Below are 22,746 nucleotides of genomic sequence, written 5' to 3' on the forward strand. Positions count from 1 at the left end.
CGATAGGGTCGTCTCGTGAACCGACTCGCCGACGCCAGCAGCCCGTACCTGCTCCAGCACAAGGACAACCCGGTCGACTGGTGGCCCTGGTGCGCGGAGGCGTTCGCCGAGGCCCGCCGCCGAGACGTCCCGATCATGATTTCGGTCGGTTACGCCGCCTGCCACTGGTGTCACGTCATGGCGCACGAGTCCTTCGCCGACGAGCAGGTGGCCGCGCTGCTGAACGAGGGCTTCGTGGCGATCAAAGTAGACCGCGAGGAGCGTCCGGACGTAGACGCCGTCTACATGACCGCGACCCAGGCCATGACCGGGCAGGGCGGCTGGCCCATGACCGTCTTCGCCGCCCCGGACGGAACCCCGTTCTTCTGCGGCACCTACTTCCCGAAGCCCAACTTCCTCCGACTGCTCCAGTCGGTCACCACCGCCTGGCGGGACCAGCGCAGCGCTGTGCTCCAGCAGGGTGCCGCGGTCGTCGAGGCGATTGGCGGTGCCCAGGCGGTCGGGGGTCCGGCCGCCCCGTTCACCGCCGACCTGCTCGCCGCCGCCGCCGACCGGCTCGGCGCGGAGTACGACGAGACGAACGGTGGGTTCGGCGGGGCGCCGAAGTTTCCGCCGCACCTGAACCTGCTCTTCCTGCTGCGGCAGTACCAGCGCACCGGCGACCAGCGGAGCCTGGAGCTTGTTCGACACACCGCGGAGGCGATGGCCCGGGGCGGCCTGTACGACCAGCTAGCCGGGGGCTTCGCCCGCTACTGCGTGGATGGACAGTGGTTGGTGCCGCACTTCGAGAAGATGCTCTATGACAACGCCCTGCTGCTGCGGGTCTACACCCACCTGTGGCGGCTGACCGGTGACCCGATGGCCCGTCGCGTGGCCCGGGACACGGCCCGTTTCCTCGCCGATGAGCTGCACCGGCCGGGCGAGGGGTTCGCCTCCGCGCTGGACGCCGACGCCGCCGGGGTGGAGGGGCTGACCTACGTCTGGACCCCCGCCCAGCTCGTCGCGGCCCTCGGTGAGGCGGACGGCCGGTGGGCCGCCGACCTGTTCGCGGTCACCGAGCAGGGCTCGTTCAGCCCCCACGCCGCCGCCCCGACCGGGGCGGCAGCCGCCGAGCAGTCGGCCAGCGTGCTCCGGCTGGCCCGGGACGTCGACGATGCGGCGCCGGAGGTGCAGTCCCGCTGGCAGGAGATCGCGCACCGGCTCCTGATGGTCCGCGACACCCGCCCGCAGCCGGCCCGCGACGACAAGGTGGTAGCCGCCTGGAATGGGCTCGCGATCACCGCGATCGCCGAGTTCCAGCAGGTCGTAGCCAGCTTCGCCGAGGACGCTCCGGGGCCGGACGCCAACCTGGTGGAGGGCGTGACGATCGTCGCCGACGGCGCCATGCGGGACGCGGCCGAGCACCTGGCAAAAGTGCACATCGTGGCCGGGCGGCTGCGCCGCACCTCGCGGGACGGCCGGGTCGGCGAGGCCGCCGGAGTCCTGGAGGACTACGGCTGCGTGGCCGAGGCGTTCTGCGCGATGCACCAGCTGACCGGCGAGGGACGGTGGCTGACCCTGGCGGGGCAGCTCCTCGACGTGGCGCTGGAGCGGTTCGCCGCACCGCAGGGCAGCTTCTACGACACCGCTGATGACGCGGAGCGGCTGGTCAGCCGGCCCGCCGACCCCACCGACAACGCCACCCCGTCCGGCCGGTCGGCGATCGTCGCCGCCCTGGTCACGTACGCGGCGTTGACCGGCGAGACCCGCTACCGGGAGGCGGCGGAGGCGGCACTGGCCACCGTGGCGCCGGTCATCGCCGCGCACGCCCGCTTCACCGGGTACGCGGCCACCGCCGGTGCGGCGCTGCTCGCCGGCCCGTACGAGATCGCGGTGGTGACCCCCGATCCGGCCGGTGAGCCGTTGGTGCGTGCGGCGCACCGGTACGCCCCGCCGGGTGCTGTGGTGGTGGCGGGGCGGCCAGATCAGCCCGGGGTGCCGCTGCTCGCCGGTCGGCAGCTGGTTGACGGGCAGGCCACCGCGTACGTCTGTCGGGGCTTCGTCTGCGACCGGCCGGTAACCGGAGTTGACGACCTGGTGGCGCAGCTGACGGGCCGGTAGCCGGCCGGTCGGCCCGGCTGGTGGGCCGGTGGCGACTGGGCGGGCCGGCCGGCGGCGCCGGGCTGTGGCGTGGCGGGTGGCGGGTGGCGGGCCCGGGTGGCGGGCTGGCTCTGCTGGCCGGATACGCTGACCTGGCTATGGACTCCCACACCGGTCTGCCTGTTGTCGGCATGGTGGGTGGCGGCCAATTGGCCCGGATGACCCATCAGGCCGCGATCGCCCTTGGCCAGTCGTTGCGCCTGCTCGCGCTCGCTCCCGACGACGGCGCCGCCCTGGTGGCCGCCGACGTGCAGTACGGCGAGCACACTGATCTCGCGGCGCTGCGTACCTTCGCCAAGGGCTGCGACGTGGTCACCTTCGACCACGAGCATGTGCCCACCGAGCACATCGAGGCCCTCGCCGGCGAGGGCGTCAAGCTCTTCCCGCCGGCCGAGGCGTTGGTGCACGCCCAGGACAAACGGGTCATGCGGGAACGTCTGGCGGCGCTGGGCCTGCCGAACCCGGCCTGGCGGCCGGTCGAGACCCCGGCCGAGCTTGAATCCTTCGGCGACGCCGTGGGCTGGCCGGTGGTGCTCAAGGCGGCCCGGGGCGGCTATGACGGCCGGGGCGTGTGGCTGGTTGAGGACGCCGCCGAGGCGGCCGAACTGTCGGCCACGCTGTTGGCCACCGGGATGCGCCTGATCGCCGAGGAGCGGGTGGCGCTGCGCCGGGAGTTGGCCGTGCAGGTGGCCCGATCCCCGTTCGGGCAGGTCGCCGCGTACCCGGTGGTCGAGACCGTGCAGCGGGACGGGATCTGCGTCGAGGTCCTGGCCCCCGCACCGGATCTGCCGGCGGAGCTGGCGGTCGGTGCGCAGCAGCTCGCCATCGACCTCGCCACCGAGCTCGGCGTGGTGGGTCTGCTGGCCGTCGAGTTGTTCGAGGTGACCGACCCGGCCGAGACGACGGGCAGTCGTCTCGTGGTCAACGAGCTGGCGATGCGGCCGCACAACTCCGGGCACTGGACCATCGAGGGCGCCCGGACCTCACAGTTCGAGCAGCACCTACGGGCGGTGCTCGACTACCCGATGGGGGACACCTCGTTGGCCGCGCCGGTGGTGGTGATGGCGAACGTGTTGGGCGGTGAGCCGGGCGGCATCTCCATCGACGAGCGCCTGCACCATCTCTTCGCCGCTGAGCCGGGCGCGAAGGTGCACCTGTACGGCAAGCAGGTGCGCCCAGGTCGCAAGATCGGCCACGTTACCGTACTCGGCGAGAACCTGGACGAGGTACGCAGCCGGGCGGCGCGGGCGGCCCGTTGGCTGCGGGAGGGGCACGGATGAGCACGGTCGGGCTGATCATGGGCAGCGATTCGGACTGGCCGACGATGCGGGCCGCCGCCGAGACGCTGGAAGAGTTCGGGGTCGGGTACGAGGTCGAGGTGGTCTCCGCGCACCGGACGCCGGTTCGCATGATCGAGTACGGCCGCGACGCCGCTGACCGTGGCGTAAAGGTGATCATCGCGGGGGCGGGGGGTGCGGCACACCTGCCGGGCATGGTCGCCTCGGTCACCCCACTGCCGGTGATCGGGGTGCCGGTGCCCCTGAAGTATCTGGACGGGATGGATTCGCTGCTCTCCATCGTGCAGATGCCCGCTGGCGTGCCGGTGGCTACCGTCTCGATCGGTAACGCCCGCAACGCCGGTCTGCTCGCGGTCCGGATCCTCGGTGTCGAGGACCGGGCGCTGCTCGATCGGATGGCGGCGTACCAATCCGATCTGGAGCAGGTGGTCGCGGAGAAGAACGCGGCCCTGCACGCCTCGCTGAGCTGAGCCGTGCCCGGATCTGGGTGTTCCGGCTGAGCGGTGCCCGGATCCCGGTGTTCCGCGAGCCGCGCCGCGCCGGATCCGGTTGGTCCGCTGTCGCCGGCCCCGCCGTTGGCCCGAAGGTGGGCCCCGGCTGGCCAGTCGTCGGCTAGCGCATACCGCGCAGGGCGGCCTGGAGGCGTTCCTGGGCCCGACGGCGACGCTCGTTGCTGGCCCCGAGGACCAGCAGGAGGAGACCGACGGGGATCAGCAGCAGCCACGGCCCGAGGCTGAACAGCGCGTGGATCGCCGTGATCGCGGTGGCCGTGGCCCCGACGATCACTGGCGCCTGTTGCTGCCGCAGCGAGCCGAAGACCAGCACCGCCGCTGCCCCGAGTAGCAGCAGCACCTGGCGCAGCATGCTGCTCTCGGTGACCAGCACGATCGCCAGGGTCGGAGCGAAGGCGGTCACCAGCGCCGGTCCGTACGCCACCCAGCTGCTGATCTCGGCTCGTTGGCGCAGCTCCAGTACGCCGACGAGCAGGGCCAGCACCGCGAACGGCAGGGTGTAGGCCTCGGGCAGGGCCACGTTCGCCACCCACATCAGAATCCACCACGCGGTGATCTCGCAGCTCACCACCGCCCAGAAGAGGATCCGCCGCTCGGAGTCGCGGCGGCCCGGCCGGGCCGCCGCCACTCCGAGGATGGCGCCCCCGGCGGCGAGCAGGGCCGCGATGTGCCGGGGCGAGTCGTAGGCCAGCGCCAGGGCGATCAGCGCGGCGGCGAAACCGCTCCACTCCACCGTGGCCGCCTCCCGCCCCGCCTCCGGGCGACGCAGGCGCGGCAGGGTGGCCGCGAAGACCTGGAGGGCCGCCCCGACGGCCAGGACGCCGAACGCCGACCAGCGCGCGCTCAGACCGGCGACCAGGCCGGTGGTGAGTACGAAGAGTTGCGCCATCAGGGCGGCGAACAGCCAGCCGAGGATGCGGGCGTGCCCGGTGGCGCCGAAGAGCGCCGCCACCGTACCGACGCCCACCGCGCCGCCGAGCGTGACCAGGGTCAGGTTCTCCGTGGCCAGGCTGCCGGCCAGCCCCGCGCCGCCGGCGGTGAGACCGATGCCGAAGACGAGTATCCGGGCCAGCCGGAGCGAGCGGGCCCGCTCCACCAGGGCGGGCGGTGGCGTGAGCGCAAGCCCGAGCATGGCCAGGGTGAACACGGTGAGCCCGGCGAGCGTACTCGCCGGCCAGGCGAGATCCAGCGCCACGGGCGTGATTAGCAGGGTCACCGCCGCACCCGGCAGGATGACCGGCACCGCCCGACTGCGCCGGCCGCCACTGAAAGCGACCGCAGCCAGCGCGGCGGCGGCGGTCAGCAGCAGCGCGGTGAGCACGTGCGTCGGGTCCGCCGCCGCGGGTGCGGGCAGAAGTAGCTCCGGCGGCGGGCCCTGCCAGGTGTGACTGAGGGTTCGGTGCGGCTCGACCAGCGCCACGTGCAGCGCCGGTGCGAGCGAGACCAGGGCCAGCACCGTGGGCAGCGTCGCCGCGGCGAGCGCCCCGGTGGCCGGGTTCACTCGCCACCGTCGGGCACCGGGCCCGGTGGAGCGGCCCAGGGCACCCCCGAGCACTCGCCATCGGCGAGTCGGTGCCGCGAGCCCGGCCGGCGGCTCGGTGGTGCCACGGCTCAGCTCGGCGAGGACACCGATCAGGGCAGCCGCGGCGGCGTACACCCCGACCTGCAGGCCGGCGGGGATGGCGGCGAGGGCACTTACCGTGGCGCCGGCGACCAGCGCGGCGCTGGCCCAGGGCAGGTACTGCGGAACCCGGTGTCGGGCAGCAAACACGGTGGTCAGGCTGAGGCCGGAGGTGGCCAGGGCGGCGATCAGCACCACCCGCGACGAGTGCCCGAACTCGGCGGTCAGGGCGGCCACCGCACCGGGTAGCGCGAAGAGCATGGCCCCGGTCGCGGCACCACCGATCAGCGTCGGGTGGGGTGGCGGTCCCGCGACGTCCACATCGGTGCCCAGCGGCGGGGAAAGGGCGCGAGCGAGGGCCGCCACGGCGACACCGATCAGCGCGATGCTGCCGAGGGCCAGTGCGGTCGTCGACGGCCGGACCAGCCCAGCGCCGGCGACATGCAGCGCCAGTACGCCGGCCACGACGGCCCGGGAGAACGCGGCCCGAGCCTCCACCGACGCCACCGACGCCAGGCCGTACCCGGTTGCGACCAGCGAACCCACCAGCACCGGCGACCACCACGGCAGCGCGAACGCGGCCGGTGCGCCGATGGTGGCCAGGACCACGGCCGCGCCGGAGACGTCGTGCTGCCAGGGCGGCGGTAACAGGACCGCGGCGGCTATCGCCAGCAGCGCCAGCGCGACTGGCGCCTGCCAGGTCGAGCCGCCGATCGGGGCGGCCGGCCACGTGTTCAGGTCGCCGGCCCAGATCGGGCCGGCGGTGAGCAGGACGCCGATGCCCCCGCGGAGCGCCATCCCGGCGGCCAGCAGCCCGACCAGCCCGCCCCCCAGGGCCAAACCGAGAACTGGACCCCGCCGCCACTGCTGTGGAAGTGCGCGGGCAGCCACGGCCACGACCAGCAGCAGCCCGGCCGCGACCGCCAGCTGCGCGCCCGGCGCAAGGACAGCGGCGATCCGAACCAGGGTGGCGACCAGCGCGGCGGTTACCGCGGCGCTGGCCAGGTCGGAGCCGTCCAGGCGGAGGTCGGAGCGGCGACGGGCGTCGACGGAAGGCGCGAAGAACAGGAGCACTGCGGCGATCACCAGCAGCGCGCCGACCCAGGCGTCGGCGGCGGTGGTGGCGGGCGCCACGAACGAGGCCGCGGCGACGGCCAGGGCGCCCAGTACCGCCCCCGTCGCCAGTGGCATCGGGAGATGCCGGTGGGAAACCTGCACGAGCGCGGCGTAACCGAGCGTGACGCAGACCGCGAGGAAGCTCGCCGCCAGCAGCGCGACGGTCACCTCCCGCAGCGCGGTTGTGGACGCTGCCGGCACGGCGACGACCGCCGCCACCGTGCCGGGCAGGGCGAAGGCCGCCCCGCCCGCGGCCCAGCCGGAGAGGAGTTCCGCTCCGACGGAGGTGGCCCGGAGCCGGGGTGCCACCGCCACCAGCACGCCCGCCACACAGAGGGTGAGCAGGACGGCGGCGGTCAACGACGGCCGGGTCAGGCCGGCTCCGGCACCGAACAGCCCCACCCCGGCGGCGGTTACGGCGTGTGCTCGCGCCGCGCGTGTGCTCCGCGCCGACAACCCGGCCACCCCGATCCCGACCGCCGCCACCACCATCGGCCACGGCGCGGCAGTCCAGCCGAGTCCGAACGAGGCGGGCACGGCGAGCGCGGTCAGCGCGGCGCCCACCACCGCGAACTCCCGGCGGATCTTCGGCGGCAGGGCGACCGTGGCGGCCACGGTCAGCAGCAGTGCGCTGGCGGCGAGCTGGCTGGCGACGGGGGCGCCCACTGCGGCCAGCTGGGCTGGGTAGCGGTCGAGGTCGGCGGTCCACGCCGGGAGGGCTGCGCGGACCGGGGTCACTCCGGCGCGCAGGGCACCGGCGGCGACGACGACACCACTGATGGTCAACGCGATGGCGGAGGCGGACTGCGGGCCGCGTCGCAGGACAGTCGGTACCGCCCGGACGACCAGCCCGGTGAGCGCGATACCGGCGGTGATCAGAAGTAGTGCCTGGTCGGGTGCGGCCACCCAGGCGAGCCGGCTCGACGCGCTGATCACGGCGAGGGTGAGCAGGCCGGTGCCGATGTCGGGGAACGGGGCGCGGCGAGTCGCCAGCATCCCCGCGCCGGCCACGGTGGCGGCGAGCAGGAGCGCGGCTCCCGCTCCGACCGTCGCCGGCACGGTGGTCACCCGCAGCAGCGCGGTGCTGGCGTAGCCGAGGGCCGCCAGAGCGGCGACGCTGTAGAGGATGAAGATCAACTCGCGGAGCCCGGGCACTGGGCGGACGGCGGCGCCGTCCCCACCGAGCACCTGGTCGGCCCCGCCATCGGTTCGTCGGCCCGCCCCCGATCGTTGACGCGGGGCGACAGGGGTGTCCGGGGGCCGCTCCGGGCCGGTCTGGCCCCCAGCTGTGGTCAATGGGGTCGGGGGTGCCTCGGGTAGGTCCTGGCGGACCGGTCGGGCCCGGGTGACGGCGGAGCCGGCCAGCGAGAAGTTCAGGACGGCCACGAGGGCCAGCACCGCGGCCCAGCCCGCCGGAGCGCTGGTTCGGTCGTAGGCAAGCAGTGGCAGGATCGGCTGGAGGGCCAGCACCGTGGCGAACCGTGGTGCGCGGAGTCCGGTCCAGCCGCCGTAGGCCAGGGCAACCCCGGCGGTGACCGCGCAGACGGCCCCGGCGAACACCGCCCGGGATGCGTCGTCGACGCTGGTTACGGACCAGAGCGCGTACCCGGCCAACGGCACCAGGAGCAGGCCGACGGCGGAGATGGTCTCGGCGGTGGAGGTGAGCCCCCGTCGGGCCAGCACCGGCGGGGCGAGCAGCATCAGGACCGTCGCCAGGCAGAGCACGCCCAGCCGGGCGAGGGCGTCCAGGGAACTGGTGGCGACGGCGGCGAAGACCACCGCGGCGACGCCGAGCAGCAACGCGCCGAGCCCGAGGGGAATGTTCTGCACCTCGCGGCTGGACGCCTCCGGCGGATGCTCGGGGTTGTCGGCGTCAAGCCAACCGGCGGTCGGGGGCGGCGGCTCCGCCGTCCCGGACGAGGTGCCCTGCCGGGGTACCCGGGGCGGTGTGCCGGGGGGAGCGGTCGGTGGCCGCCGGTCTGGCCGGCGACGGAGTACGCGCCGGGGACGGGTGGCCTGTTTGACGTTCTCCTCACCGGCATGCGCGAGGATGTCCCGCTGGAAGAGCGCAGCCTGCATCTTGGCGGCGATCTTCCGCTGTTCCCCGGCGATTTCGGCGTCCCGCGCCTTCATCTCCGCGATCGACCGTTCGATCTCCGCCAGGTGTTCGAGCCGCTGCGGCTGTTGCGCGCCGCAGTGTGGGCAGCGGGCGGCGGGCTTCAACTCCCGGCCGCACGAGGAGCACTGATAGCTCACCACGACACCCTCCAGCCGCACGGCGGACCTTACTGTCGCAGCATGCCCAATGCTGGCGCGGATTTCGACAGTTGCCGGCGGCGGGTCCAGGGGCGTGGCGCCCTACTCCGCGGAGCGCGGCCGGCGACGGGTCAGGGGCGGCCCATGCCGCGGTACTCCCAGCCAGCCTGTGTCCACAACGTTGGGTCGAGGCAGTTGCGACCGTCAACCACCCGGCGCCCGGCGACCAGGGCGCCGAGCGTGACCGGGTCGGCGTTGCGGAAGTCAGCCCATTCGGTCAGGACGCAGATCAGGTCGGCACCGGTCACCGCCTCGTTGATGCCCGGCTCGTAGCTGAGCTCGGGCGCCACGGCACGGGCACGCTCCATCCCCTCTGGGTCGTAGACGTGCACGTCAGCGCCGGCCTTGTGGAGCAGCGATGCCACGGCGAGGGCCGGGGCGTCGCGGACGTCGTCGGTGTTGGGTTTGAAGGTCGCACCGAGCACGCCGATTCGGGTACCGGAGAGGTCGGGGCCGGCCGGGCCGGTGCGCCGGCCGAGTAGGTCGGCGGCGAGTTGGACCACTCGGGTCCGGCGGCGCAGGTTGATCAGGTCGACTTCGTGCAGGAAACGCAGCGCCTCGCCAGCGCCCAGTTCCTGCGCCCGGGCCTGGAAGGCGCGGATGTCCTTGGGTAGGCAGGCCCCACCGAAGCCCAGACCGGCCTGGAGGAACCGGTTGCCGATTCGGGGGTCGAAGCCGACCGCCCGGGCCAGGTGGGTCACGTCGCCGCCAGCGGCCTCGCAGACCTCCGCCATCGCGTTGATAAACGAAATCTTGGTTGCCAGGAAGGCGTTCGCGGCTACCTTCACCAGCTCCGCGGTGGCGAAGTCGGTGACCACCATCGGCACCTCGCGGTCCTCGGTGGCGGCTAGGTCGAAGACGCCCTTGTGCGCGGCGTAGAGCATGCCGTTGGCCCACTCGCTCTTGACGCCGACCACGATCCGGTTCGGGCGGAGCACGTCGTCGACGGCGAAGCCCTCCTGGAGGAACTCGGGGCTCCAGGCGACCTCAATGCCCAGGTCGGCCGGCGTGTGCTTGCTCACCAGCTGCTCGACCCACTCCGCGGTGCCGACCGGCACGGTGGACTTGCCGACGATCAGTGCCGGGCGGGTGAGCTGCTGCGCCAGGCTGGTGACGGCTGCCTCGACGTACGACAGGTCCGCACCCAGCGCATCGGCCCGCTGCGGGGTGCCGACGCAGATGAAGTGCACGTCCCCGAATTCGGCGACCTCGGCCATGTCGGTGCTGAAACGCAGCCGCCCGGCGGCGAGGTTGCGCTTGAGCAGTTCGTCCAGGCCGGGCTCGTGGATCGGCACCTCGCCCGCGTTGAGCATGGCGATCTTGTCGGCGTCCACGTCGAAGCCGAGTACCTCGTAGCCCAGTTCGGCGTAGCAGATGGCGTATGTCGCGCCGAGGTAGCCGGTGCCGAGGAAGGTCACTCGGGGGCGAGGGGCGCCGGATGGGGGGGTTACCGCCCCGATCGGAGGTACTGGCTGGGTGTTCGGGTACGGGATCGTCACGCCTGTCTTCTCCGCTCGCACTGGCGCCGCTCGTGGCGTCGCTGTCGACCGCGGCGCCTGCCAGGGGCACCGAAGGTGGGGTTGTTCGTTTGTGTGACCATGCTCCCGCGCGGGCCGGTCGGTGCGACACTTCGTGGCCTACGCGGCGGTAACATCGCCCGACTCCGGGGTCGCTATCCTTCAGTCTGCGCGGTCCGCGGTCAGGTGACGCTACAGACTGCGCATGATAGCGGTGAAGAGGAGGGGCCGACATGGCCGCAGAGCAGGCATTCGACGGCTATCGATTGACCGATGAGCTGCAGGCGATCCGGGAAGCGGTCCGGGAGGTCTGCGCGGCGAAGGTGGCACCGCACGCCGCTGAGGCGGACGAGACCGGTGAGTTCCCGAAGGCGTCCTTCGACGCGTTGCGGGCGGCTGACTTTCACGCCCCGCACATCCCCGTCGAGTACGGCGGCGCCGGCGCGGATGCCCTCGCCACCGCCATCGTGATCGAGGAGGTGGCGCGGGCCTGTGCCTCCTCGTCGCTGATTCCGGCGGTCAACAAGCTGGGTACGATGCCGCTGATTCTGGCCGGGTCCGCGGCGCTGCGGCGGAAGTACCTGACCCCGGTGGCGGCCGGCGACGCGATGTTCTCGTACTGCCTGTCCGAGCCGGAGGCGGGCAGCGACGCCGCCGCGATGACCACCCGGGCGGTCCGGGACGGCGACGACTGGGTACTCAACGGCGTCAAGCGGTGGATCACCAACGCCGGGGTGTCCGAGTTCTACACGGTATTCGCGGTTACCGACCCGACCGCCCGGAGCCGGGGTATCTCGGCCTTCGTGGTCGAGAAGTCCGACCCGGGGGTGAGTTTCGGCGCACCGGAGAAGAAGTTGGGGATCAAGGGCTCGCCGACCCGTGAGGTTTACCTGGACGGCGTCCGTGTCCCCGCCGACCGCATGATCGGCGCGGAGGGCACCGGCTTCGCCACCGCTATGCAGACCCTGGACCACACTCGGGTCACCATCGCCGCGCAGGCGGTGGGCATCGCGCAGGGCGCGCTCGACCACGCCAAGGGGTACGTGCAGGAGCGTCGGCAGTTCGGCAAGCCGATCGCCGACTTCCAGGGCATTCAGTTCATGCTCGCGGACATGGGCATGAAGCTGGAGGCGGCCCGGCAGCTGACCTACGCCGCAGCGGGCCGGTCCGAGCGAGGGGACGCCGACCTGACCTACTTCGGCGCGGCGGCCAAGTGCTTCGCCTCCGACGCCGCCATGGAGATCACCACCGATGCCGTGCAGCTGCTCGGCGGTTACGGCTACACCCGGGACTACCCGGTCGAGCGGATGATGCGCGACGCGAAGATCACCCAGATCTACGAGGGCACCAATCAGGTGCAGCGAATCGTCATGGCGCGGCAGCTTCTGAAGGGTTGATCGGAAGCTGCTTTTGGTAGCTCGGTCGGGTTCCCCGAGCACGGGTGGCGTGCCTGCTCGCCGTAACTGAACGATCACCCTTAGGGGCGAACTGCGGCACGCGACCACCCTGCCGGCGATCTTCGTCGCCACGCTCGGGCTGATCTTCCTCGGTCTACCTACCTAGCCGACCACGACGACCTCCCTCGACCTCCGACGACCTGCACTGGTTGTGCTACTCCGACGGCGTGCTGGTGTCGAGGGAACCCCTCATGGACGACCGGGGACAGGCGGAGCCGCACCGGCGGGCGCTGCCATGGCGACAACGATTTGTCGTTCCCCCGAGTGGGCGCCAGTGTCAACAACTTTGTCGGCAGTGGTCAGTCAAACGGGCAAGGCAGGGGCTCCGACGTGCTCTTCGCCTTGTGCCGTCCACTGTCCCCTTGCATAGTCGCTATACGGTTTAGCTCGGGTTCCCAAGGGGGAAGGCCGGCCCCTCGTCGGTACCTACCAGGTGACCCGTCCATGGTCCCCTCCGGGCGGTCTGTCCCGCACCCTCGAATTCGTCGAGGGCCGTAACGTCCGCTCCAATCCCTCCTGGCGGGAGATCCGCGCTACCGGTCTGGCGCCGGCGACCGTACGGGCCAGTGCCAGCCTGCCCGGGCTGGCCGTCGCCCCGATGCTGCGGTCGTTACAGCTTTAACTGGTAGGAGGTCGGAACTGATGGGGCAGGTGCCCATTCGGGAGGTGGCCGCCGGTGCCGCCCCGCCGCCGGCGGCGATACAGCGGATCACCTCCGCGACTGAGGCCAGCGAACTCGCCCACCGGTTGCTGACGCCGGGGCGGCGGTGGCCGGTCGCGGTACTCACCCTGCCCACCGGGTATGACGAGCCGTTCGGTGATCCCGATGAGCTCAAAGCGGCAGTGGGGGATCTGGCTGAGGTGGTACTCATGCCCACGAGCGATGTCTCCTGGGCCTTCTCGCGGGTGATGCCGCCGATGACCCAGGTCTACGGCGGGGCGGGGCGGGTGTACTCGGTCGATCACAGTTGGGTGGGTGACCCGACCCGCAGTAGGTTGCGGTTCGCCTACTCCCGCCAGGACCGTCGTCGCATCACCGAACAGTTGATCAGCGATGCGCTGCAGGCGGCGCTGTCGGCCGGACTGGTCGAACCCCGCGCTCGTCCCGAGGCCCAGCGTCGGTCGGGACGGGTACAGGGTCTGATCGGGTCCCGAGCGCTCGTGACGTTGGACGATCAGGCGGTGGCGACAGTGTGGGAGGAGTTGACACTCCCCGGCGTTGCCCTGGATCAACTGCTCACCAGGGGACAGGCGGTCACGGGCAGCTATGACCAGGTCTCGCGCTGTCTAGACCTGCGGGCGGCGCTGCGTTTCGTTGACGTCCCCAGCGCCCTGGTGGCTGTCAACGAGGCGTACCAGGTCGGTGATGTGGTGCTGGCCGAGGTGGTGGCGGTGGCCGACGAAGCTGTCACCGTACGACTTCTGCCCGGGCTCACCGTCGAGGTCGGCCTGGATGCGGTCACCTCCAACCGGAGAGACCGGCTGAGCGGACTGTTCAGCGTTGGGGAGATCGTCGCCGGCCGTCTCGTCACGCTCACACCACTGGCGTTGCGGTTCGACGACGTTGACGACACGGAGCAGGTGAAGCCCGCGCTGAGTCTGCTCCCCGGCGGGCCTGCCTGGCTACGTCCGCCCGACCCGCGGCCCGCGCCGACATCGACGCCTCGACCACCGGCGCCCCCGCTGCCGCCCGCCACGCCACCGCAGCCTGTCGTACGGACGGTGCCGGCGCGGCAGCCGACGCCGTTGGATGTGGCCCGACGCCTTCCCTCGGCCCTGCATCCGGTGCTGGCGCGTCCTGCCAGCACGGCGCCAGCAGGGGAGCAAGCCCAGGTCGTACAGCTGCGTAATGAGTTGGCAGCCGAGCAGGCGACTCGCAAGGCCCTCGCCGACGAGCTGGCGGATCTGCGATTCCGGGCGGCTGAGCTGGAAGCCGAGCTCGCGCGGGCCGTTGGCGCCATCGAGCAGCTACAGACCCGCTACCGCGGCGCCGATCTGGCTCGGCAGCGGCTGGTCAAGCAGCTCCGGAGCGCCCAGGACCGCGCTGGTCAGCCAGCGACCGGGGAGGCGACCCTCTTTCTCGATCCGGAGGAACAGTTCCGCTATGAGGTCACCTGCGAGTGGGCACAGCGCGTTCCCGCTGCCGAGAAGGCCGGCAGGCCGCTCGCCTCGTACGTTCTGGGTCCCGGCTTCCTGGACTCCCTGGAACAGCTGGAGGGCATCAGCCGGGCGAAGGTCGTGACGGTCGTGGTCGAGGTGCTCACCGGTCAGGTCCAGCACCTCGCCGGGCGGTACCCGCATCAGATCCGCACCGGCCGGGCCGGCAGTGGCTATCTGCGTCGTGCTGACGGTGCGACCTGTTGGCGGGTGGCCCTGCAGCGGGAGTCGGCCGCCGCTCGGCGGTTGCACTACTGGCGCACCCAAGGTGGCTATGAGTTTTCCCGCGTCGTTCTCCACGACGACTACCGGCCCTGACGAGGCACCCCCGGATGCCCCACCTCCGGCCGGCCGGGAACGGGCCGGACGTGGGGCTCGGGTCGGCAGGTCAGCGCGGCCCGGTGGTGGTCGTCTGCCGGGGGCTGCCCGGCGCGGGAGCGGGCCAGGGGTTCTCGGCGTCGGTCTGTTGGGGTAGCGCTTCGGTCGGGTCGGACTTCGGGCTGCCCGGAACCGGCTGGGTGGTGCCCCGAACCGGTGTGGGCGGCCAGTCGTCGAGCGGGGTGTCCGATGGGGTTGGGCTCTCCGCCGTCTTCGGTTCCGCCTTGGTCGTCGGCCACTGCCGCCAACGTTGACCGCTGAAGCCGGCGACCAGCAGCAGCAGGCCGATCAGGAAGAGCGTCCCGTTCTCCAGCGGCAGCAGTAGCGGCAGCGGGTCGCCGAGGACCTCCCAGTCTGTCGGGATGCGGTCGCGGACAGCGAAGGGACGGAGAGCCAACCCCAGGTACGGGGTGGCGAGCAGCAGCCCGGCGACGATCGGGCCGATCGGCGAGACGCGCAGCGTGCCGAGGAGTCCGAGCAGGACACCGCCGACGACCAGCCAGACCGCGGGCTCGATGAGGTTGGCCGAGTTGAACTGACCGATGTCTATCCAGCGGTTGACGGTACGCGCCGATCCATCTTGACCGAGAGTAACCAGGATCCACGTGACGGGTGCCACCACGAGACCCGCTAGGAAGCTCCATAGATGTCGCATCCGCGCACCGTACCGTCTCCGATATGAGCGAGTACCCCGCCACCACCGCACCGGGTCGGCCGACCGCCTACTCCCGGGTCACGCTGAGTCGAATCATGACTGCTGTCGATGTGAACCTCTACGGCACCGTGCACGGCGGGGTGTTGATGAAGTTCGTGGACGACGTCGCCGGGGCCGCCGCCGCCCGGCACAGTGGTGGAACGGCGGTGACCGCGGCGATCGACGAGATCGTCTTCTCCGAGGCGGTGCGGGTCGGAGACCTGGTGCACGCCTATGCCCAGGTCAACTGGGCCGGGCAGACCTCGATGGAGGTCGGGGTGCGAGTCACCGCCGAACGGTGGGACTCAGCCGAGGGGGAGCCGGTGCGGGTCGCCACCGCGTACCTCGTCTTCGTCGGCGTCGACGCCGACGGCAGTCCGCGTCCGGTCCCACCGTTGGCTCCGGAGACCGTCGCGGACCAGCGGCGCTTCCGGGAGGCGGAGATCCGGCGGGCGCACCGACTCGCCCGCCGGCGGGCGATCCAGGCACACCGGCGCGGCTGAGTCGTCGCCGGTCCAGATCGGTGGAAAGCCGGCGGTGCGGCGCGGCGCTGGATCGCCCGCGTCCGCGATCGTCCGGACCAGGTGCGGGCTACGGCGCCCCGAGGTAGGGCAAGATGGCGCCACGGCCGGACAGCGTCGTGCCGGGCCGAGGGAGGGTGGAGCGATGGGTGAGGTGCTGTGGACGCCGCCGGCGGACGTGCGTGAGCGAACCCGGATCGGGACCTACCTGCGTTGGCTGCGCACGCACCGGGGGCTGGACTTCGCCGACTACGACGAGCTGTGGCGCTGGTCGGTCACCGACCTGCCCGCCTTCTGGCAGTCGATCTGGGACCACTTCGAGGTCGTGTCGCACGCCCCGGCCACGACCCCGCTCGCCGAGCGGAGCATGCCCGGTGCCCGCTGGTTCCCCGGCGCCACCCTGAACTACGCGGAGAACGTGCTGCGGATGCCGGGCCGCGCCGACGCCGACCCGGTGGTGATCGCCCACGGGCAGACCCGGCCACCGGTCACCCTCTCCGCCGCCGAGCTGCGGGAGCAGGTGCGCCGGGTCGCCGCCGGGCTACGCCGGCTCGGTGTCGGCGCGGGCGATCGGGTGGCCGCGTACGCCCCGAACATTCCCGAGACGTACGTACTGTTGCTGGCCACCGCCAGCCTCGGCGCGATCTTCTCCTCCTGCGCGCCGGAGTTCGGCACCCGGAGCGTGACCGACCGCTGGCAGCAGATCGAGCCGAAGGTTCTGGTCGCCGTTGATGGCTACCGCTACGGCCAGAAGCCGATTGACCGGCGAGCCGAGGTGGCCGCCATCCGCGCCGCCCTGCCGTCGCTGTCACACACCGTCGGCATCGCCTACCTCGATCCGGCCGGTCCTCCGCCGGCGGACGCGATCGCCTGGGCCGACGTCGCCGCGGCCACCGACGAGCCACTCACCTTCGCACCGGTGCCCTTCGACCACCCGCTCTACGTGCTCTACTCCTCCGGCACGACGGGCCTGCCCAAGCCGATCGTGCACGGCCACGGCGGCATCCTGCTCGAGCACCTGAAGATGCTCGCCCTGCACCACGACCTGGGTCCGGCGGACCGGTTCTTCTGGTTCACCACGACCGGCTGGATGATGTGGAACTTCCTCGTCTCCGGGCCGGCCGTGGGGGCGGCGATCGTGCTCTTCGACGGCGACCCGGGCAACCCCGACCTGGGCACGCTGTGGCGGCTGGCGGAGCGCACCGGCACCACCTACCTCGGTACGTCGGCGCCGTTCCTGCTGGCCTGCCGCAAGGCCGGGCTGGTCCCCACCGAGTTCGCCGACCTGTCCGGCCTGCGCGGGGTCGGCTCCACCGGAGCGCCCCTGCCCCCCGAGGGCTTTCACTGGGTCTACCGGAACGTCGGCGACGCCCTCCAACTCCAGTCGCTCTCCGGTGGAACCGATGTCTGCACCGGCTTCGTCGGCGGAACTCCGCTGCTGCCCGTACACGCGGGCGAGATCACCTGCCGGGCGCTCGGGGCGAAGGTGGAGGCGCGCTCCGGCGACGGCACCCCGGTCATCGGTGCGCTGGGCGAGCTGGTGATCACTGAACCCATGCCGAGCATGCCGGTCGGGTTCTGGGGCGACGCCGACGGCAGCCGCTACCGGGATGCGTACTTCGACCGCTACCCCGGCGTCTGGCGACACGGCGACTGGATCACGATCAACCCGCGGGGCGGCTGCGTCATCACCGGCCGCTCCGACGCGACATTGAACCGGGGTGGGGTTCGCCTCGGCACCGCCGAGTTCTATTCGGTCGTGGAAGGGCTGGACGAGGTCGTCGACTCTCTCGTCGTGCACCTGGAGGACGCCGAGGGCGGCGCTGGTGAGCTGCTTCTGTTCGTGGTGCTCGCCGGGGGCGTGGAGTGGGATGATGCGCTGCGGAAGCGGATCTGCCGGGAACTGCGTACCGCCCTGTCGCCCCGGCACGTGCCCGACGAGATCCATCCGGTCGGAGCCGTACCGCGGACCCTGTCGGCGAAGAAGCTGGAGGTACCGGTCAAGAAGATCCTGACCGGTACCCCCGTCGACTCGGCGGCGGCCCGGGGTGCGCTGGCCAACCCGGAGTCGCTGACCGCCTTCGCCGGTCTGGCCCAGCGCCGAGCCGCCCACGACGACCCCGCCGACCGGGGAGCCCGGTGACGGCGGTGCCCGGACGACCAGGGCCCGGGTGACACCGACCGCGGGATCAGGGCAGGGTGAGGGTGGTCCGCTCGGCGACGGCGCGGGCGCCGAGACGACTGGGGTCGCCGTGTGCGACCAGGACCGTGGAGGCGCTCGCGGTCAGCGGGGCCAGGAGCCAGTCGACCGGGTCCGGGTAGCGGTCAACGTCGATCAGGACCCGGGTGCCGGGAGTGAGCCCGAGGTCCGCGGCGCGCGCCGTGGCCCGGGCGGCCAGGTCAGCCTGGTCCGACCCACCGGGCGGGGGCGCCCCGAAGTGGTCGCCGTGTGTCCGTACCTCGGACGCGAAGTCGGCGTACCCCGGTGGCACCTCCCGCAGTGGCCGGGCGAACGGGTCCAGCGCGAGCAGGTAGCGGTCCCCGGCGCTGGCGGCCTCCGCCTCGGCCAGCCGGCCGGTGGCGACGAAGAGAACGTCCACATCGTCCGGCGGTTCGGCCACCGTGAGGCCGGCCGACCAGCATCCGAGCAGCACGGCGGCGGTCTGCCAGTGCGGGGGCAGGAGCACCCCGGCGGTATCGCCGGGTGCGAGTCCCACCCCGTCGACCAGCAGGTTGGCGGTCTTGGCCACCCAGTTCGCGCAGGTCGCGCCGGAGAGTTCGGTGCGTTCGCCGGTGGCGTCGTCGTACCAGGTGAGCAGCGGTCTGGTCGGGTCGGGTGCGATCGCGTCGGCGAGGACCCGGGCAAGGTTGTCGGCCATCAGCGCGAACGATACGCTCCGCCGCCCGGCGCCGAGGCGACGACGACTTGGTTCGCCGTCGGGTCGCAGTCACCGCCTGAGCGCCGGCGCGGCGTAGGCTTACGGCGAAAGTGTCGTACCCCACACCCCCGAGTGCAAGGAGTCGCCCCTTGACCGCCGGCAGCCCGCCCCGTGTGCTCATTGACGCCACGAGTGTTCCCGCCGATCGTGGCGGCGTCGGTAGATATGTTGATGGCCTGCTCGGTGCGCTCGGGAAGGTCTGCGGCACCAGCGTCGACCTGGTCGTGGTCAGCCTTCGAACGGACCTTGAGCGCTACTCCCGGATGCTGCCCGGGGCGGAGGTCATCCCCGCCCCGGCCGCGGTGGCGCACCGGCCCGCCCGGCTCGCCTGGGAGCAGACCGGCCTGCCGCTGCTCGCCCAGCAGGTCGGCGCCCAGGTGCTGCATTCGCCCTTCTACACCTGCCCGCTGCGGGCGGGCTGTCCGGTCACGGTGACCGTGCACGACGCCACCTTCTTCACCGAGCCGGAGCACTACGACAAGTCACGTCGCACCTTCTTCCGGAGCGCGATCCGGACGTCGCTGCGCCGTGCCGACCGGGTGATCGTGCCCAGCAAAGCCACCCGGGACGAGCTGATTCGGCTGTTGGACGCCGACCCGACCCGGATCGACGTCGCGTACCACGGCGTTGATCACGCCGCGTTCCACGCCCCGAGCGCCGAGGAGAAGGCCCGGGTCCGGGCTCGGCTGGGGCTCGGCAGCCAGAGCTACATCGCGTTCCTCGGCGCCAAGGAGCCCCGCAAGAACGTCCCCAACCTGATTCGGGGCTGGTCGCGGGCCGTGGCGGACCGGCACCAGCCGCCGGCCCTGGTGGTCGCCGGGGGGCAGGGACACGACGACGAGATCGATCGCGCGGTCGCCGAGGTGCCGTCACACCTGCGGCTGCTCCGCCCCGGCTACCTGCGCTACGCCGACCTGCCAGGTTTCCTCGGTGGGGCGTTGGTCTCCGCCTACCCGTCGTACGGCGAGGGGTTCGGCCTGCCGATCCTGGAGGCGATGGCCTGTGCCGCCCCGGTGCTGACGACACCCCGGCTGTCCCTGCCCGAGGTGGGCGGCGAGGCGGTCGCCTACACCAGCGAGGCGCCGGATCAGATCGCCGCCGACCTCGTCGCGTTGCTGGACGACGAGCACCGCCGGCTGGCACTGGCCCAGGCCGGTTTCGACCGGGCCAAGGAGTTCACCTGGCAGTCCAGCGCCGAGGTGCACCTCGCCGCCTGGTCGCGGGCCCGTGCGTGAACGGGGTGCCGGTTCGGCTGACCCTGCGGCCTGAGTCGATCAGTTCAGGGAGAATGTGCGGGTGATTTACGCCGTCATCCCGGCGGGTGGCAGCGGCACCAGGCTGTGGCCGTTGTCCCGCGCCGGGCATCCAAAGTTCCTTCACCCGCTCACCGGGTCCGCCGCATCGCTGTTGCAGGCGACTGTGGAGCGACTCGGTTCGCTGGCGACGCCGGAACACACCTTCGTGGTCACCGGCCTGGCACACGCCACCGCGGTGGCCCGCCAGTTGGCCGGGATGCCGGAGCAGAACATCCTGGTCGAGCCGTCGCCGCGGGACTCGTGCGCGGCGATCGCACTGGCCGCCGCCGTGATCGCCCGGCAGGAGCCGACCGCGGTGATGGGCTCGTTCGCGGCGGACCATCTGATTGGTGACCCGGCCGGGTGGCGGGAGACTGTTCGCCAGGCCGCCCAGGGCGCCGAGCAGGGGCTGCTGATGACCGTCGGCATCACCCCGGCCTGGGCGGAGACCGGCTACGGCTACCTGGAAACCGGGGAGCCGACCGGGGCCGGGTCGCTGCGGCCGGTGGTCGAGTTCAAGGAGAAGCCGGACGCCGCGGTGGCGGAGGCGTACCTCCGGTCTGGCCGGCACCTCTGGAACGCCAGCATGTTCGTGTGGCGGGTGGATGTCTTCCTCGCCGAGTTGGCCCGCCAGCAGCCGGCACTGCACGCGGGCGTTCTCGAGATCGCCGCCGCCTGGGGCACCGAGAAGCAGGACGAGGTGCTTGGCACGGTCTGGCCGACGCTGCCGAAGATCTCGGTTGACTACGCGGTCATGGAGGGGGCGGCGACCGCGGGCCGGGTGGCGACCGTCCCCGGCGACTTCGGCTGGAACGACGTCGGTGACTTCCACACCCTCGGCGAGGTCCTGCCGGCGGATGCGGCCGGCAACATGGTCCTGGGCGGGGAGGCGAAGCCCAGTGTCCTGTTGCGGGACAGCACGAACCTGGTGGTTGTCCCGCACTCGGGCCGGCTCGTCGCGACAGTCGGGGTGCACGATCTGATCGTGGTTGACACCCCGGACGCGTTGCTGGTCTGCCCGCGTGACCGCGCCCAGAACGTGAAACAACTCGTTGACGAGCTCAAGGAGCGGGGTGAAGTGGGGCTCGTCTGAGCGTCGCCAGGGCCGGCGTGATCAGTTGGGCGGTTCCGCCGGCCAACGGGGTCGGAAGCTGGTGTGGTGGGAACCAGCCCAGCTCCTCGGACTCCTCGCTGACCTGGGTCTGCGCGCCCGGTGGGGCGAGGACGGCGAAGCGTACGTCGTAGTGGAATGAGCCGCCCTGGCAGGTGACCGGGTGAATGTCCACGTCGATCGGTACCGGATCGATCCGCAGGCCGGTCACGCCGGACTCCTCGGTTGCCTCCCGCAGCGCCGCGGCGGCCAGCGTCGGGTCGGCGGGCTCGCAGTGCCCGCCGAGCTGCACCCACTGGTGGAACTTGCCGTGCAGGCAGAGCAGCACCCGGGAACCGGTGGCGTCGAGCACCAGCGCGCTGGCGGTGACGTGGCCGGCCCGGTGCGTCCGACTCATCGCCTCCGGCCCGGCGGCGAGGAGGTCCAGCGTTCGGTCTCGGGCTTCGGCGGCGGCCACCGAGGTGGGCGTCCAGCCACGCAGCACGGTGAGAGCGTCGGCGTGCAGGGCGGGATTGGGCGGCGGGTCGGCGTGGAGATCCGGCGTTGACAAGGGCCCTCCTTGGTGTTCGGGTGCGCCCGCAACCCTACGGGTGCGGTGTTCGTACGCTTGGCCGGTGACTTTGCGACTCCTGGAATTCGTGGTGGGCGACAACGAGGCCAGTGATCTACTCCCGGTGCGTTCGCCGGTGCTGCTGCGCGCCCACGGTGCTCGGCGTGGCTTCTGGACAGTGCTGGACGAGGGCCCGGTGGAGCAGTGCCTCGCGCTGCTCCTGGAGCTTGCCGACGGCACCTGGACGGCCCAGCACGTGACCGCCGACGCCGGAGCCGAGAACGGCCGTACCGAGGACGGTGAGGCGTTGGCCCACCACGACGGCTGGGTGTATGTCTTCGGGTCGCACTTCGGGTCGAAGGCCGGCCCGCTGCGTCCGCGGCGGGCGTTCGTGGCCCGGTTCCGCGAGCAGGACGCAGCCCACGGCCCGCTGCCGGTGCAGGTGGTACGCAATCGCTTCCGGCTGCACCGAGCGGTGAACGACGCCCTGCTCAAGGCCCCGTTCGTGCCGCTGCCGCCAGGAGACCAGGTTCGCTCCCGGTTCATCGGCGCCACCGTGGCGCGGGGGACCGCCCGGTCCAAGGGCTGGGTCGAGCGGCTGGCCGCCGACGACCTGCCGCTGAATGTGGAGGCGGTCGCCTTCACCCCGGCCGGCACGGCGCTGCTCGGGCTTCGGTTCCCGGTCACCGCCGACGGCGACCCGATCCTGGTCGAGTTGGCCGGCGTGCCCCAGCTCTTCGCGCCCCGCCCGACCTGGCCGGAGGCGCTGGGCGGATACGTGCTGACGGGGGTGACCCCGCCCGGCGCGCTGGCCGGCTTCCGGGCGATGGCGCCCACCGCGGACGGTGGCTACGCGGCGGTGATCGGTTCGATCGACGCGCTCGGGAAGGGCTCGGTGCTGTTGGCCGACCACCCGGCGGGTGGGGAGGTGACCTCTCGGCACGTCCGCTTCCGGCTTCCGGGTCAGGGGCACCGGATCACCGGTGAGTTGGTCGCCGACCTCGCGCCGTTTCACCACGTCGAAGGGCTTGCCGAGCTCGACGGGAGCCGATATTACGTCACGGACGAGGACCATCGGGTCGCGCTCTGGGTGGGCTGATCCCGGCCGGGTCGCGGGGCGGCAGC

16 protein-coding genes are annotated in these 22,746 nt (G+C 72.2%); 11 read left to right on the forward strand and 5 right to left on the reverse strand.

The window, feature by feature from the left end; all coding sequences use genetic code 11:
* Positions 1-15 precede the first annotated feature (15 nt).
* The 3 genes from B118_RS0107045 (at position 16) to purE (ending at position 3,907) form a co-directional block, all read left to right on the forward strand.
* Positions 16-2,100, forward strand: a complete 2,085-nt coding sequence (locus tag B118_RS0107045; protein WP_018810770.1) for a thioredoxin domain-containing protein — start codon at positions 16-18, stop codon at positions 2,098-2,100.
* 137 nt (positions 2,101-2,237) lie between these two features.
* Entirely contained in the window at positions 2,238-3,419 is a 1,182-nt protein-coding gene (locus B118_RS0107050) for a 5-(carboxyamino)imidazole ribonucleotide synthase (RefSeq protein WP_018221061.1), read from the forward strand.
* Positions 3,416-3,907 (forward strand): 5-(carboxyamino)imidazole ribonucleotide mutase, encoded by a 492-nt coding sequence (purE, locus tag B118_RS0107055; protein WP_018221060.1) that lies wholly within the window; start codon positions 3,416-3,418, stop codon positions 3,905-3,907. The genes B118_RS0107050 and purE overlap by 4 nt, the downstream gene beginning before the upstream one ends.
* Positions 3,908-4,049: 142 nt before the next feature.
* Here the strand turns inward: purE and B118_RS0107060 are convergent, their stop codons facing one another.
* Positions 4,050-8,945 carry an SCO7613 C-terminal domain-containing membrane protein gene (locus B118_RS0107060; RefSeq protein WP_028192554.1) on the reverse strand — a complete coding sequence of 1,632 codons (4,896 nt, stop codon included), beginning with the start codon at positions 8,943-8,945 and terminating at the stop codon, positions 4,050-4,052.
* A gap of 128 nt (positions 8,946-9,073) precedes the next feature.
* Entirely contained in the window at positions 9,074-10,501 is a 1,428-nt protein-coding gene (locus B118_RS0107065; RefSeq protein WP_026185404.1) for a UDP-glucose dehydrogenase family protein, read from the reverse strand.
* 251 nt (positions 10,502-10,752) lie between these two features.
* Between B118_RS0107065 and B118_RS0107070 the strand changes: the two genes are divergently transcribed.
* The 3 genes from B118_RS0107070 to B118_RS0107075 all read left to right on the forward strand — a co-directional run bounded on the left by B118_RS0107070 (position 10,753) and on the right by B118_RS0107075 (position 14,451).
* On the forward strand, positions 10,753-11,916 hold the full coding sequence (locus B118_RS0107070; RefSeq protein WP_018221056.1) for an acyl-CoA dehydrogenase family protein: 1,164 nt from the start codon (positions 10,753-10,755) through the stop codon (positions 11,914-11,916).
* A gap of 493 nt (positions 11,917-12,409) precedes the next feature.
* Entirely contained in the window at positions 12,410-12,598 is a 189-nt protein-coding gene (locus tag B118_RS29965; RefSeq protein ID WP_018221055.1) for a hypothetical protein, read from the forward strand.
* A 20-nt stretch (positions 12,599-12,618) separates the two neighbouring features.
* A complete protein-coding gene (locus tag B118_RS0107075) occupies positions 12,619-14,451 on the forward strand; it encodes a hypothetical protein (RefSeq protein WP_028192555.1) in 1,833 nt (610 codons plus the stop codon).
* Between the two features lie 70 nt (positions 14,452-14,521).
* Here B118_RS0107075 and B118_RS0107080 read toward each other — a convergent pair whose 3' ends face one another.
* A complete protein-coding gene (locus B118_RS0107080) occupies positions 14,522-15,133 on the reverse strand; it encodes a hypothetical protein (RefSeq protein WP_028192556.1) in 612 nt (203 codons plus the stop codon).
* A 56-nt stretch (positions 15,134-15,189) separates the two neighbouring features.
* Between B118_RS0107080 and B118_RS0107085 the strand changes: the two genes are divergently transcribed.
* Together B118_RS0107085 and B118_RS0107090 are read left to right on the forward strand one after the other, a co-directional pair.
* A complete protein-coding gene (locus tag B118_RS0107085; protein ID WP_018221053.1) occupies positions 15,190-15,708 on the forward strand; it encodes an acyl-CoA thioesterase in 519 nt (172 codons plus the stop codon).
* 163 nt (positions 15,709-15,871) lie between these two features.
* Positions 15,872-17,869, forward strand: coding sequence for an acetoacetate--CoA ligase (locus tag B118_RS0107090; RefSeq protein WP_018810774.1), 1,998 nt, complete (start codon positions 15,872-15,874; stop codon positions 17,867-17,869).
* A gap of 46 nt (positions 17,870-17,915) precedes the next feature.
* Here the strand turns inward: B118_RS0107090 and B118_RS0107095 are convergent, their stop codons facing one another.
* On the reverse strand, positions 17,916-18,605 hold the full coding sequence (locus B118_RS0107095) for a TIGR03089 family protein (protein ID WP_028184715.1): 690 nt from the start codon (positions 18,603-18,605) through the stop codon (positions 17,916-17,918).
* A gap of 149 nt (positions 18,606-18,754) precedes the next feature.
* Here B118_RS0107095 and B118_RS0107100 point away from each other — a divergent pair, with 149 nt between their 5' ends.
* Both B118_RS0107100 and B118_RS0107105 read left to right on the forward strand, forming a co-directional pair.
* Positions 18,755-19,900: a glycosyltransferase family 4 protein gene (locus tag B118_RS0107100; RefSeq protein ID WP_026185402.1), complete on the forward strand. Its 1,146-nt coding sequence runs from the start codon at positions 18,755-18,757 to the stop codon at positions 19,898-19,900.
* Positions 19,901-19,955: 55 nt separating this feature from the next.
* Entirely contained in the window at positions 19,956-21,053 is a 1,098-nt protein-coding gene (locus B118_RS0107105; RefSeq protein WP_018810776.1) for a mannose-1-phosphate guanylyltransferase, read from the forward strand.
* Here B118_RS0107105 and B118_RS0107110 read toward each other — a convergent pair.
* Positions 21,022-21,621: an NUDIX hydrolase gene (locus B118_RS0107110; protein WP_018221048.1), complete on the reverse strand. Its 600-nt coding sequence runs from the start codon at positions 21,619-21,621 to the stop codon at positions 21,022-21,024. The two genes, B118_RS0107105 and B118_RS0107110, sit on opposite strands and share 32 nt — an antisense overlap.
* 64 nt (positions 21,622-21,685) lie before the next feature.
* On the opposite strand from B118_RS0107110, the gene B118_RS0107115 reads away from it, so the two are divergent.
* Complete coding sequence (locus tag B118_RS0107115) at positions 21,686-22,720, forward strand: hypothetical protein (RefSeq protein ID WP_018827108.1); 1,035 nt, start codon at positions 21,686-21,688, stop codon at positions 22,718-22,720.
* Positions 22,721-22,746: the final 26 nt, after the last annotated feature.

This window comes from Salinispora pacifica CNR114, from assembly GCF_000514775.1.
GTDB classification, from domain to species: domain Bacteria; phylum Actinomycetota; class Actinomycetes; order Mycobacteriales; family Micromonosporaceae; genus Micromonospora; species Micromonospora pacifica.